Genomic DNA, 13,493 nt, shown 5'->3' on the forward strand with positions numbered 1-13,493 from the left:
GGTTCCTTCGCGAGCCGCTACACAGAGAAGAGCTCGCAAGTGAACCCCGGCACGCACAGCAATGTGCGTGGTAGTATCCACGGCGAAGTAAGCATACAGAATGCTTAAGGGATCACGATGCAGAACAGCGCTTTGAAAGCCTGGTTGGACTCTTCTTACCTCTCTGGCGCAAACCAGAGCTGGATAGAACAGCTCTATGAAGACTTCTTAACCGATCCTGACTCGGTAGACGCTAACTGGCGTTCGACGTTCCAGCAGTTACCTGGCACCGGAGTCAAACCGGATCAATTCCATTCAAAAACGCGTGATTATTTCCGTCGTCTGGCGAAGGATGCCTCACGTTACTCTTCTTCGATTTCCGACCCTGACACCAATACGAAGCAGGTCAAAGTCCTGCAACTTATCAACGCTTATCGTTTCCGTGGTCACCAGCATGCGAATCTCGATCCGCTGGGACTGTGGGAACAAGAAAACGTGGCGGATCTGGACCCCTCTTTCCACGATCTGACAGAGGCCGATTTCCAGGAAAGCTTTAACGTAGGTTCTTTTGCGATTGGCAAAGAGACGATGAAGCTGGGCGAACTTATTTCCGCGCTCAAACAAACATACTGCGGCCCGATTGGCGCCGAGTATATGCACATCACCAGCACCGAAGAGAAACGCTGGATTCAGCAGCGTATCGAATCCGGCCGCGCCGCCTTCAGCGCGGAAGAGAAAAAACGCTTCCTCAACGAACTGACCGCCGCCGAAGGGCTGGAGCGTTATCTGGGGGCGAAATTCCCGGGGGCGAAACGCTTCTCGCTGGAAGGCGGCGATGCGTTAATCCCGATGCTCAAAGAGATGATCCGCCATGCGGGCAACAGCGGCACCCGCGAAGTGGTGCTGGGTATGGCGCACCGTGGTCGTCTGAACGTGCTGGTCAACGTGCTGGGTAAAAAACCGCAGGATCTGTTCGACGAATTTGCGGGCAAACATAAAGAACACCTCGGCACCGGCGACGTGAAGTACCACATGGGCTTCTCGTCTGATATCGAAACCGAAGGCGGTCTGGTTCACCTGGCGCTGGCGTTTAACCCGTCGCACCTGGAAATCGTCAGCCCGGTGGTGATCGGTTCCGTGCGCGCCCGTCTGGATCGTCTGGATGAGCCGAGCAGCAATAAAGTGCTGCCAATCACCATTCACGGCGACGCCGCAGTGACGGGCCAGGGCGTGGTTCAGGAAACCCTGAACATGTCCAAGGCGCGTGGTTACGAAGTGGGCGGTACGGTGCGTATCGTCATCAACAACCAGGTGGGCTTTACCACCTCCAACCCGCTGGATGCGCGTTCCACCCCATACTGCACCGACATTGGCAAGATGGTTCAGGCGCCGATTTTCCACGTTAACGCGGATGACCCGGAAGCGGTGGCTTTCGTTACCCGTCTGGCGCTGGACTTCCGTAACACCTTTAAACGCGATGTCTTCATCGATCTGGTGTGCTACCGCCGTCACGGCCATAACGAAGCCGACGAGCCGAGCGCAACCCAGCCGCTGATGTACCAGAAAATCAAAAAGCATCCGACGCCGCGTAAACTCTACGCCGACAAGCTGGAAGCGGACAAGGTCGCTACGCTGGAAGACGCCACTGAAATGGTCAACCTCTACCGCGATGCGCTGGATGCAGGCGAATGCGTGGTGAAAGAGTGGCGTCCGATGAACATGCACTCCTTCACCTGGTCGCCGTACCTCAACCATGAATGGGATGAGAGCTACCCGAACAAGGTGGAAATGAAGCGTTTGCAGGAACTGGCTAAACGCATCAGCACGGTGCCGGAAGCGGTAGAAATGCAGTCGCGCGTCGCCAAAATTTACGGCGATCGTCAGTCGATGGCCGCTGGCGAGAAGCTGTTCGACTGGGGCGGCGCGGAAACGCTGGCCTACGCCACGCTGGTTGATGAGGGGATTCCGGTGCGTCTGTCCGGCGAGGACTCCGGTCGCGGCACCTTCTTCCACCGTCATGCGGTGATTCATAACCAGGCAAATGGTTCCACGTATACGCCGTTGCAGCACATTCATAACGGTCAGGGCACCTTCCGCGTCTGGGACTCCGTCCTGTCTGAAGAAGCGGTGCTGGCGTTCGAATACGGCTATGCGACCGCTGAACCGCGCACCCTGACCATCTGGGAAGCGCAGTTCGGCGACTTCGCCAACGGCGCGCAGGTGGTGATCGATCAGTTCATCTCCTCTGGCGAGCAGAAATGGGGGCGGATGTGCGGCCTGGTGATGCTGCTGCCGCACGGCTACGAAGGGCAGGGGCCGGAGCACTCCTCCGCGCGTCTGGAACGTTATCTGCAACTTTGCGCTGAGCAAAACATGCAGGTTTGCGTCCCGTCCACTCCGGCGCAGGTTTACCACATGCTGCGTCGTCAGGCGCTGCGCGGTATGCGCCGTCCGCTGGTCGTTATGTCGCCGAAGTCGCTGCTGCGTCATCCGCTGGCGGTCTCCAGCCTGGACGAACTGGCCAACGGCGCCTTCCAGCCAGCGATTGGCGAGGTTGATGAGCTCGATCCGCAAGGCGTGAAGCGCGTGGTGATGTGTTCTGGTAAGGTTTATTACGACCTGCTGGAACAACGCCGTAAAAACGATCAGAAAGATGTCGCCATTGTGCGCATTGAACAGCTCTACCCGTTCCCGCACAAAGCGGTTCAGGAAGCGCTGAAACCGTACGCCCACGTACATGATTTTGTCTGGTGCCAGGAAGAGCCGCTCAACCAGGGCGCATGGTACTGTAGTCAGCATCATTTCCGTGAAGTGATTCCATTTGGGTCTGCTCTGCGTTACGCAGGTCGCCCGGCCTCCGCCTCTCCGGCGGTAGGGTATCTGTCCGTTCACCAGAAACAGCAACAAGATCTGGTTAATGACGCGCTGAACGTCGATTAATTAAAGGATAAATAATGAGTAGCGTAGATATTCTTGTTCCCGACCTGCCTGAGTCCGTAGCGGACGCAACCGTTGCGACCTGGCACAAAAAACCGGGCGATAGTGTCCAGCGTGATGAAGTGCTGGTAGAAATCGAAACTGACAAAGTGGTACTGGAAGTACCGGCATCGGCTGACGGCATTCTGGATGCGGTTCTGGAAGATGAAGGTACGACGGTAACGTCTCGCCAGATCCTGGGTCGCCTGCGTGAAGGCAACAGCTCCGGTAAAGAGACCAGCGCCAAATCCGAAGAGAAAGCGTCTACACCGGCTCAGCGCCAGCAGGCGTCGCTATCCGAGCAGAACAACGATGCCCTCAGCCCGGCGATCCGCCGTCTGTTGGGTGAACATAACCTCGACGCCAGCGCCATCAAAGGCACGGGCGTAGGCGGTCGCATCACGCGCGAAGATGTGGAAAAACATCTGGCGAAGGCACCGGCGAAAGTGGAAGCCAAAGCGCCGGAAGCCGCGCCTGCCGCACAGCCTGCGCTTGGCGCTCGCAGTGAAAAACGCGTCCCGATGACCCGTCTGCGCAAGCGCGTAGCCGAGCGTCTGCTGGAAGCGAAAAACTCCACCGCGATGCTGACCACGTTCAACGAAGTCAACATGAAGCCAATCATGGATCTGCGTAAGCAGTACGGCGACGCGTTTGAAAAACGTCATGGCATTCGTCTGGGCTTCATGTCCTTCTACGTGAAAGCGGTGGTTGAAGCGCTGAAACGCTACCCGGAAGTGAACGCCTCCATTGATGGCGACGACGTGGTGTATCACAACTACTTCGACGTCAGCATGGCGGTTTCCACGCCGCGTGGTCTGGTAACGCCGGTACTGCGTGATGTCGATACCCTCGGCATGGCGGATATCGAGAAAAAAATCAAAGAACTGGCCGTGAAAGGGCGTGACGGTAAGCTGACGGTGGACGATCTGACCGGCGGTAACTTCACCATCACCAACGGTGGCGTGTTCGGCTCGCTGATGTCTACCCCGATCATCAACCCGCCGCAGAGCGCAATCCTCGGCATGCATGCGATCAAAGATCGTCCGATGGCGGTGGATGGTAAGGTTGAGATCCTGCCGATGATGTACCTGGCGCTGTCTTACGATCACCGTCTGATCGATGGTCGTGAATCAGTGGGCTTCCTGGTCGCCATTAAAGAGCTGCTGGAAGATCCGACGCGTCTGCTGCTGGACGTGTAGTCACTTTTTAGTGTCACCTGCCCTGTAGGCCGGATAAGGCGCTGGTGAGATGCCTGATGGCGACGCAGCCGCGTCTTATCAGGCCTACAGGTTTAAAGATAACGATTACCTGAAGGATGGACAGAACACATGAACTTACATGAATATCAGGCAAAACAACTTTTTGCCCGCTATGGCTTACCGGCGCCGGTGGGTTATGCCTGTACTACTCCGCGTGAAGCAGAAGAAGCCGCTTCAAAAATCGGCGCGGGTCCGTGGGTAGTAAAATGTCAGGTTCACGCAGGCGGCCGTGGCAAAGCGGGCGGTGTGAAGGTTGTTAACAGCAAAGAAGAGATTCGCGCGTTCGCGGAACACTGGCTGGGTAAACGCCTCGTGACCTACCAGACAGACGCTAACGGTCAACCGGTCAACCAGATTCTGGTTGAAGCGGCGACCGATATCGATAAAGAGCTGTATCTTGGCGCGGTTGTTGACCGTAGTTCCCGCCGCGTGGTCTTTATGGCCTCCACCGAAGGCGGCGTGGAAATCGAAAAAGTGGCGGAAGAGACCCCGCACCTGATCCACAAAATCGCCCTCGATCCGCTGGCGGGCCCAATGCCGTATCAGGGCCGTGAACTGGCGTTCAAACTGGGTCTGGAAGGTAAGCAGGTTCAGCAATTTACGAAGATCTTTATGGGTCTGGCGACCATTTTCCTTGAGCGCGATCTGGCGCTGATCGAAATCAACCCGCTGGTGATCACTAAACAAGGCGATCTGATCTGTCTCGACGGTAAACTGGGCGCTGACGGCAACGCGCTGTTCCGCCAGCCGGATCTGCGCGAAATGCGCGACCAGTCTCAGGAAGACCCGCGTGAAGCGCAGGCGGCGCAGTGGGAACTGAACTACGTGGCGCTGGACGGCAACATCGGCTGCATGGTTAACGGCGCAGGTCTGGCGATGGGCACGATGGACATCGTTAAACTGCACGGCGGCGAACCGGCTAACTTCCTCGACGTAGGCGGCGGCGCGACCAAAGAGCGCGTAACCGAAGCGTTCAAAATCATCCTCTCTGATGACAACGTGAAAGCGGTTCTGGTTAACATCTTCGGCGGCATCGTCCGTTGCGACCTGATTGCCGACGGTATCATCGGCGCGGTAGAAGAAGTGGGTGTTAGCGTACCGGTTGTCGTACGTCTGGAAGGCAACAACGCCGAACTCGGCGCGAAAAAACTGGCTGACAGCGGCCTGAATATTATTGCAGCGAAAAGTCTGACGGATGCAGCTCAGCAGGTTGTTGCCGCAGTGGAGGGGAAATAATGTCTGTTTTAATCGATAAAAACACCAAGGTTATCTGCCAGGGCTTTACCGGTAGCCAGGGGACTTTCCACTCTGAACAGGCGATTGCTTACGGCACGCAGATGGTGGGCGGCGTAACGCCAGGCAAAGGCGGCACCACGCATCTGGGTCTGCCGGTGTTCAATACCGTGCGTGAAGCGGTAGAAGCCACTGGCGCCACCGCAACGGTTATCTACGTTCCGGCGCCGTTCTGTAAAGACTCCATTCTGGAAGCTGTCGACGCGGGCATCAAACTGATTATCACCATCACTGAAGGCATCCCGACGCTGGATATGCTGACCGTGAAAGTCGCGCTTGACGAAGCGGGCGTGCGCATGATCGGGCCGAACTGCCCGGGCGTGATCACCCCAGGCGAGTGCAAAATCGGCATCATGCCGGGCCACATCCACAAGCCGGGCAAAGTGGGCATCGTGTCCCGCTCCGGTACGCTGACCTATGAAGCGGTTAAGCAGACCACTGACTACGGTTTCGGCCAGTCCACCTGTGTGGGCATCGGCGGCGACCCGATCCCGGGCTCTAACTTCATCGATATCCTGAAACTGTTCCAGGAAGATCCGCAGACTGAAGCGATCGTGATGATCGGTGAGATCGGCGGTAGCGCGGAAGAAGAGGCGGCGGCATACATCAAAGAACACGTAACCAAGCCGGTTGTTGGTTACATCGCGGGCGTTACCGCGCCGAAAGGCAAGCGTATGGGTCACGCGGGCGCGATTATCGCGGGTGGTAAAGGTACGGCGGATGAGAAATTCGCCGCGCTGGAAGCCGCAGGCGTGAAAACCGTTCGTAGCCTGGCGGATATCGGCGAAGCGCTGAAAGCCGTAATGAAGTAATTCTCAAAAAGCAGCAATAAGGCCCGACTCCTTCGTGCGACAGGGGAATACCTGAAGCGCGAAGGATGCAGGGCTGGTCCGTTTTCGACATGGTTGGTCACCTTCTGGTGACCTTTTTTTTGCCTGTTTTGCCGCTTAACCGTGTTGAAAATAAGCATCTTGCTGCGGTAAACGTTTACCCGCGCTTATTGTTATTAATATCATCCTGCCAGCAGGTGACGAACAGAAAATTATCAGACACATAAACAGTCGCTTTCTGTTATGCCGCGTGTTAAATCCTCCTTAAATAAACCACAAATAATATTGATTCACCTCGCAACATTTTTTCTCCATAAAACAAGTTAACATGAAAAATTATTAAGAACTTATTAGCACTATTTGCCTGTAATTAACCGCGTTTAAATTGTGTTTATTGTCGGGGTTGAGTATTATTGCTTAATATTTAAACACTGGCAGTGTGCGTAAATCATGGAGTGGATCAATGACATTAGCGGAGAAAATAAAATATAACTCTCGGGGATAATCTGGAGGGGTTGCATTAATTTTTTATAAATTAAACTATTTTTGTACGCTGCATATGGAAGACGTTATGAGAGGAAAGATACCCAAGACCGAATTACTGGTGACTTTTGAAGTGGTGGCGCGTCACGAAAGCTATACCCGGGCAGCAGAAGAGTTGGCGTTGACTCAGAGTGCCGTGTTCCGGCAGGTGAATGCGCTGGAGGATTTTTTACATACCTCGTTATTTAACCATGCTAAAAAGCGAATTTTTTTAAATGCAGCCGGTAAGCATTATCTGAGCATTGTTAAAGAAACACTTAACAAACTTGAACGCGATACCAATACGATAATGACCTGGCAACCCACCGTTCAGGTCATTGAGCTGGCGGTGAACCCAACGTTCAGTACCCACTGGCTGATTCCGAATTTACGTGAATTTAATAAAATAAATCCTGACATTATCGTTAATATTCATTCGCTGGCGAATATTGGCGATTTTCTTAACCGTGAGTATGACGCCGCCATTATGCGGGAAGATTTTTGCTCGCCCTGGTCAGAGGTGGAGTATTTATTTGAAGAGGAAATTTTACCCGTATGCAGTGGCAGCCTTTTACCTCAGCCGAATCAAAAACTGACCGTAGAAGAGTTGCTCAATGAATTTCCCCTTTTGCATCAAAGTACGCGCATCAAAGGCTGGCAGGAATGGTTCGCGCTGTCGGATATCAACAGTCCGCTGGTGAATAAAGGCCCGCGCTTTGATTTATTGTCGATGCTGATTGCCGCCGTGCGTTCTAATCTGGGCGTGGCGCTATTGCCCCGGTTTGCGATCCAGCACGATCTGGATAACGGTGAGATGGTGATTCCCTGCGATGTGCCGATGCGTACAGGGAACCGGTTTATTATGACGTGGCGCGAAGAAAAAGCGGAATCCCGGTATTTACAGATCTTCCGTGACTGGCTGCTGCAAAAATCGGTAATCTCAGCGGTGGAGCGCTGACGCCGGATGCCGGCCAGTGGCCTTATCCGGCCTACAAACGGTGAGAACTGATGCCGGATGGCGGCCAATGGCCTTATCAGGCCTACAAATGGTAAGGACTGTAGGCCTGATAAGCGCAGCGCCATCAGGCAAAGGCGCGGCTACCAGTCTATCCCGGCCTGCGCCTGAATGCCGCTATCAAATGCATGTTTCACCGGGCGGACTTCGCTAACCGTATCGGCGAGTTCCAGTAACTGCGTATGACACCCGCGACCGGTAACGATCACGCTCTGCTGTTCGGGACGATTCACAATCGCGGCGATCACGTCCTGGGTGTCCAGGTAGTGATAAGCCAGCATGTACGTCAGTTCATCCAGCACCACCAGATCGTAACGCGGGTCGGCGAGCATGCGCCTGCCTTCCTGCCAGACGGCTTCCGCCGCCTGTATATCCGCTTCCCGATCCTGCGTCTCCCAGGTAAAACCGGTGCCCATAATGTGAAACTCAACGCCCAGCGGTTGCAGCGTGTTGTATTCACCGTTATCCCACTGACCTTTAATAAATTGCGCGACGCCAACGGTTTTGCCGTGACCGACCGCGCGGGTCGCGGTGCCAAAGGCCGCCGTCGATTTTCCTTTACCGTTCCCGGTGAAAACAATCAGGACTCCTTTCTGTTCCGTGGCCGCCGCCACGCGGGTGTCCACCTGTTCTTTCAGTTTTTGCTGCCGCTGGCGGTGCCTGTCAGTATTGGCTCGCGCTTCCATAAATGCTCCTTAATGTCCTGCCGGACAGGTCGCGCAGCGATGTTGCTGCTCAAACTGGCTGAAGAAGTTATTGCCTTTATCATCCACCAGCACAAAGGCGGGCAGGTTTTTGACCTCCATCATCCACACGGCTTCCATCCCCAGTTCGGGATACTCAAGGCAGCGCAAGCTTTTAACGTACTGCTGCGCCAGAAGCGCGGCGGCGCCGCCAATGCTGCCAAGATTGAAGCCGCCATGCTTGTGGCAGGCCTCGGTCACTTGCTGGCTGCGGTTGCCTTTCGAAAGCATGATCAAACTGCCGCCCGCCGCCTGGAAGGCGTCAACATAGCCGTCCATGCGCCCGCCGGTGGTCGGGCCGAGCGAGCCGCAGGCCTGTTTTTCCGGCGTTTTGGCTGGCCCCGCGTAATAAACAATGTGATTTTTCATGTAGTCCGGCATCGGTTCGCCGTTATCCAGACGCTCTTTAATTTTGGCGTGCGCGATATCGCGGGCGACGACAATCGGGCCGTTCAGCGACAGTCGGGTGCCGACAGGCAGCGTGGAAAGGTTATGCAGGATCTCGCGCAGCGGACGGTTGAGATCGAGCTGTACGGTCTGGGCGCTGTTTTCCACGCGCAGGGATTCAGGAATAAATTTTCCCGGATTGTGTTCGAGTTTTTCCAGCCAGATGCCGCGCTTGTTGATTTTCGCTTTAATATTGCGGTCGGCAGAGCAGGAGAGCGCCATTGCGATGGGGCAGGAGCCGCCGTGACGCGGCAGGCGGATAACGCGGATATCATGAGCGAAATATTTGCCACCAAACTGTGCTCCGATGCCAAACTCGCGGCTGGCATTGAGCAGGGTTGTTTCCAGCGCCGTGTCGCGAAACGCCTGGCCCAGCTCGTTTCCGCTGGTCGGCAGGGTGTCGTAATATTTGGTTGAGGCCAGCTTCGCCACTTTCAGCGCTTGGTCGGCAGACAATCCGCCAACCACAAAAGCGATATGGTAGGGCGGGCAGGCTGCTGTTCCCAGCGACCGCATTTTTTCGATCAGGAAAGCGGTGAGTTTTTCGGGTTGCAGAATAGATTTGGTTTCCTGAAACAGCGCCGCTTTGTTGGCGGAACCGCCGCCTTTATTGACGAAGAGAAACCGGTATTCGTCACCCGGCGTCGCGCTGATATCAATCTGGGCGGGCAGGTTGGTTTGGGTATTCACCTCGGTGTACATGTCCAGCGGGGCGTTCTGGGAGTAGCGTAAGTTATTTTCCTGGAAAGTGATGTACACGCCTTTGCTCAGGGCTTCGGCATCGTTGCCGCCTGTCCAGACGTGCTGACCTTTGCTCGCCACAATGGTTGCCGTTCCTGTGTCCTGGCAGTTTGGCAGTACGCCTTTCGCCGAGACTTCGGCATTGCGTAACAGTTGCAGCGCGACGTACTTATCATTACTGCTGGCCTGTGGATCGTGCAGGATGCTGGCAATCTGTTTCAGATGCGCGGTGCGCAGGAAAAACGAGGCTTCATAAAATGCCTGTTGGGCCAGCAGAGTCAGCGCTTCAGGCGCGACTTTGATAACCTCTTCACCGTCTAACTCCGTTACCGTAATGTGCTTGTCGCTGAGTAATTCATATTCCGTCGTATCTTTGCTTTGAACAAACGGTTCCTGCCAGACAAATGGTTTAGACATATTAACTTCTCACCTTTAAGTTATTTTTGCCGGACGGCTGTCCGGCCTACAACAATGCGCAAACCGTAGGCCGGATAAGCGTTAGCGCCATCCGGCATCGCTGTGGTATCAGGACATCGCCACTTCTGAGTGTTCGGTTGCCGGGCGCTCCTGTTCCGGGGTTTTGACCGGCGCTTTGCCACGGCAGCCTGCGCCGAAGTGCTCGCCTTCCCAACGACCGACAATCGCCGCCCCCATCGCATTACTCATCACGTTGGTGGCAGAACGGCCCATATCGAGGAACGGATCGACGCCCATCAGCAGGATCAGACCGGCTTCTGGAATGTTGAACTGGTTGAGAGTGGCGGCGATAACCACCATTGACGCACGCGGCACGCCTGCCATTCCTTTGGAGGTCAGCATCAGAATCAGCAGCATGGTGATCTGCTCGCCCATGCTCAGTTCAATGTTGCACGCCTGGGCGATAAACACGGTGGCAAACGAGCAGTAGGCCATTGAGCCGACGAGGTTAAAGGAGTAACCGATAGGCAGTACGAAGCTGGCAATCTTGGAAGAGACGCCAAACTTCTCCAGCTTGTCCAGCGTACCGGGGAAAGCCGCTTCCGAGCTGGACGTGGTAAAGGCCAGCAGCGCGGGTTCGAAGATTGCTTTGGTCAGACGACTGATGCACGGCCCGACAATCATTGTCGACAGGCCAATCAGGATCGCCCACAGCATCCCCAGCGTCAGGTAGAACTCGCCCATGAAGATCCCGGCGCTGACCATCACGCCCAGACCGCGTTCAGCAATCAAACCGGAGATGGCGGCAAAGACGGTCAGCGGCGCAAACAGCATCACGTAACCTGTCAGCTTCAGCATGACGTGCACCAGCGAGTCGAGCACTTTAACGATGGCGGCGCCTTTTTCACCAACAGCGGCCAGGCTGCAACCGAGGAAAATGGAGAACACCACAATTTGCAGGATCTCGTTGCGCGCCATCGCATCGATAATACTGGTGGGCACGGCGTGCGAGATAAAGACTTTCAGCGTGAAGGGTTCAGACTGCACGGCGGCAACCGCGCCTGCGTCGTGTGCCACAAAGTTAATGCCTGCGCCTGGCTGGAACATATTGACGATGACCAGACCCAACGCAATAGACAACAATGAGGCGCAAATAAACAGGAAAAAGGTTTTAGAGAATATACGCCCCAGCGTTTTGGCATCGCCCATTTTGGCGATCCCCACCACTAACGTTGAAATAACCAGGGGGGCAATAATCATTTTTACCATGCGCAAAAATATGGTGGTAAAAATAGAGATGTCCTGGGCGTACGATTTTGCTGTTTCAGCCGATGCCATATTATTAATGGCCACCCCGGCAATCATGCCGAGTATCAGGCCTAATATGATCATTTTGGTTAAACTTATTTTTTTCATGTTTGCTCCATCGGATAATGGTTGGAGAATAATGTGTAGGGCAGCGCATACCCGAACGCAGACAACCGCTCAGGTACGCGCTTGTTATGACCAACCGCATGAATAATCAGGAAAACAGTGATACAGCAAAATCCTGTATCCTGATGGCTGTTGTTGTATTGTTATGACTACAAGTCGAAGGTAATACTTAATAGCGGCGCGTGTTGCTGTGCGCCATAAACATCATTGTCACCAACGTTGCCGGAAATAATATCGCGCGGCATGACAATTTTTACCGCATTTGCCGGATCAAACCAGACAATGCGATGAATAAAATCAGGCTCGACGTTATATAAACGGGCAATAAGCTGCGGCGTTAATTGTTCCGATGCTTTTACCCGCTGATAGTCTTCCCGGGTTTTAAACAAAATATCTAAAACCAGTTCGTACGGTCCGGCGTTTTTGGAACGGATCACCTGCGCCAGTGAGCAAATCGAGTGTTTCATGCCTGAACTCCTTCCGGCGTCACCTGTTCGAGGTGGAAATCAAATTGCAGCGCGTCGCTCGCTTCAATCAGGTGATAGATTGAAAACTCATACACTGGCCCGCTTTGAATGTCGGAAGGCGAGAACGGGAAGGCGAGGTTGCCCGCCGTCGCAATCCGGTTTTCATAGCCATAGTGCAGGAGGGTGGAACGCACCAGCGAACAGACGCTGTTGGCGATATCCTGCGTCGGCGCGACTACGTCGAGCAATATGCCCAGTTCGTGCCCGGCGCTCTGCATCGGTTCGTGATTGCCCATCACCCCGTTCTTACCGTACAGGTGGAACGTCATGCGGATGCTGTCATCATTCAGCGAGAGGTTACGCGCCACGCTGGTCTTCACCTCTTCGAGAATGGTGTCAATGCTGGCAATCATGATCGGGTCGCGCGTCCCGGCGATGGTCAGACAGCGGAAGCCCACCTGACGCGCGCCTTCCAGCTTCAGCGCGTACGGCGTCTCTTCGTGACGGGAACCGCTGACGTAGACCTCGCCCTCGTTGACCGCTTTGAAGCTGCACCCTTTCAGATTCAGCACGCCGCCCGGCCCCGGCAGGTAGTACGGATCGGATTTCTCATACAGGGTGTGCGCCGCCGCAGAGGTTTCGGTGAACTTGCGCTTTGGATTGAACGTTTTGAGCGTAAAGCCGTTATCGTCAATGATCCCCATCGCGCAGTCGGAACCGGAACCCGGCGTCGCGGCGATGGCCGCGCACTCAAGGATCTTGCCGCAGTGCAGCGCCAGACCTTCATCAAAGCCCTGCATGATCGGCAGCGCCGCGAAGCAGGCCGGATCGTAAGCGCGTCCGCCCAGCACCACCTGCGCACCGGCTTTCAGCGCCCGCTGGAAAGGTTCGATGCCCATTTGCGCGACGATATAGGTGCTTTGGTCGATCGCGTCGTGGGTCAGTTCCGGGACGAAATCCAGCGCGGTGATTTTGCCGTTATCCAGCGCCTGGTGAACGATCGCTTTATCAACATCTGACGGGATAAGCGCCATCGAGAACGACAGTTTCTCTTCCTGCGCAATCTCAAGGATTATCTGGCGACACCACTCCAGATGCGGCGCCGCGCCGGAGCCTCCGGCAGTGCCGATCACCACCGGGATGTCGTTTTTTACGCCAGCGGTGATCATATAGCGCAGATCGCGTTTCACTCCCGCCCTGTCGGTAAAGGGTTTCCCTGCCCCCAGGTAGTGAGGGCCAGGATCGGAGGAACCGGCGTCAACGGCGATCAGATCCGGCGACTCCTCCATCGCTTTGCGAAAGCTCTCTTCCGGGAAGCCATAGCCCAGAATGGCCGTCGGCGATAAGATCTTAAATGTGCGTGCCATTTC

Annotated in this window: 10 protein-coding genes; 5 read left to right on the top strand and 5 right to left on the bottom strand. The window is 55.1% G+C overall.

The annotated features are described in order from the left end of the window. The first annotated feature begins 117 nt into the window (after positions 1–117). The 5 genes from sucA to OGX80_RS05330 all read left to right on the top strand — a co-directional run bounded on the left by sucA (position 118) and on the right by OGX80_RS05330 (position 7,817). Positions 118–2,919 carry a 2-oxoglutarate dehydrogenase E1 component gene (gene sucA, locus OGX80_RS05310; RefSeq protein ID WP_012133275.1) on the top strand — a complete coding sequence of 934 codons (2,802 nt, stop codon included), beginning with the start codon at positions 118–120 and terminating at the stop codon, positions 2,917–2,919. 14 nt (positions 2,920–2,933) lie between these two features. Beyond that, positions 2,934–4,154, top strand: a complete 1,221-nt coding sequence (odhB, locus tag OGX80_RS05315) for a 2-oxoglutarate dehydrogenase complex dihydrolipoyllysine-residue succinyltransferase (protein ID WP_049011590.1) — start codon at positions 2,934–2,936, stop codon at positions 4,152–4,154. 129 nt (positions 4,155–4,283) lie between these two features. After that, entirely contained in the window at positions 4,284–5,450 is a 1,167-nt protein-coding gene (sucC, locus tag OGX80_RS05320; RefSeq protein WP_012133271.1) for an ADP-forming succinate--CoA ligase subunit beta, read from the top strand. Continuing rightward, on the top strand, positions 5,450–6,319 hold the full coding sequence (sucD, locus tag OGX80_RS05325; RefSeq protein ID WP_012133270.1) for a succinate--CoA ligase subunit alpha: 870 nt from the start codon (positions 5,450–5,452) through the stop codon (positions 6,317–6,319). Before sucC ends, sucD begins: the two co-directional genes overlap by 1 nt. A 589-nt stretch (positions 6,320–6,908) precedes the next feature. Then, positions 6,909–7,817, top strand: coding sequence for a LysR family transcriptional regulator (locus OGX80_RS05330; RefSeq protein WP_024130527.1), 909 nt, complete (start codon positions 6,909–6,911; stop codon positions 7,815–7,817). A 140-nt stretch (positions 7,818–7,957) separates the two neighbouring features. On the opposite strand, the gene cobO is transcribed toward OGX80_RS05330, so the two are convergent. The 5 genes from cobO to OGX80_RS05355 form a co-directional block, all read right to left on the bottom strand. Beyond that, entirely contained in the window at positions 7,958–8,560 is a 603-nt protein-coding gene (cobO, locus tag OGX80_RS05335; RefSeq protein ID WP_012133266.1) for a cob(I)yrinic acid a,c-diamide adenosyltransferase, read from the bottom strand. 9 nt (positions 8,561–8,569) lie between these two features. Then, complete coding sequence (locus OGX80_RS05340) at positions 8,570–10,222, bottom strand: class I fumarate hydratase (protein WP_071259700.1); 1,653 nt, start codon at positions 10,220–10,222, stop codon at positions 8,570–8,572. Between the two features lie 108 nt (positions 10,223–10,330). Then, positions 10,331–11,638, bottom strand: coding sequence for a dicarboxylate/amino acid:cation symporter (locus tag OGX80_RS05345; protein ID WP_012133264.1), 1,308 nt, complete (start codon positions 11,636–11,638; stop codon positions 10,331–10,333). A 167-nt stretch (positions 11,639–11,805) separates the two neighbouring features. Further along, on the bottom strand, positions 11,806–12,123 hold the full coding sequence (locus tag OGX80_RS05350; RefSeq protein ID WP_012133262.1) for a DUF4387 domain-containing protein: 318 nt from the start codon (positions 12,121–12,123) through the stop codon (positions 11,806–11,808). Beyond that, complete coding sequence (locus tag OGX80_RS05355; RefSeq protein WP_047458076.1) at positions 12,120–13,490, bottom strand: acyclic terpene utilization AtuA family protein; 1,371 nt, start codon at positions 13,488–13,490, stop codon at positions 12,120–12,122. The genes OGX80_RS05350 and OGX80_RS05355 overlap by 4 nt, the downstream gene beginning before the upstream one ends. Positions 13,491–13,493: the final 3 nt, after the last annotated feature.

The organism is Citrobacter sp. CK194 (assembly GCF_030333395.1).
Lineage (GTDB): Bacteria > Pseudomonadota > Gammaproteobacteria > Enterobacterales > Enterobacteriaceae > Citrobacter_B > Citrobacter_B koseri.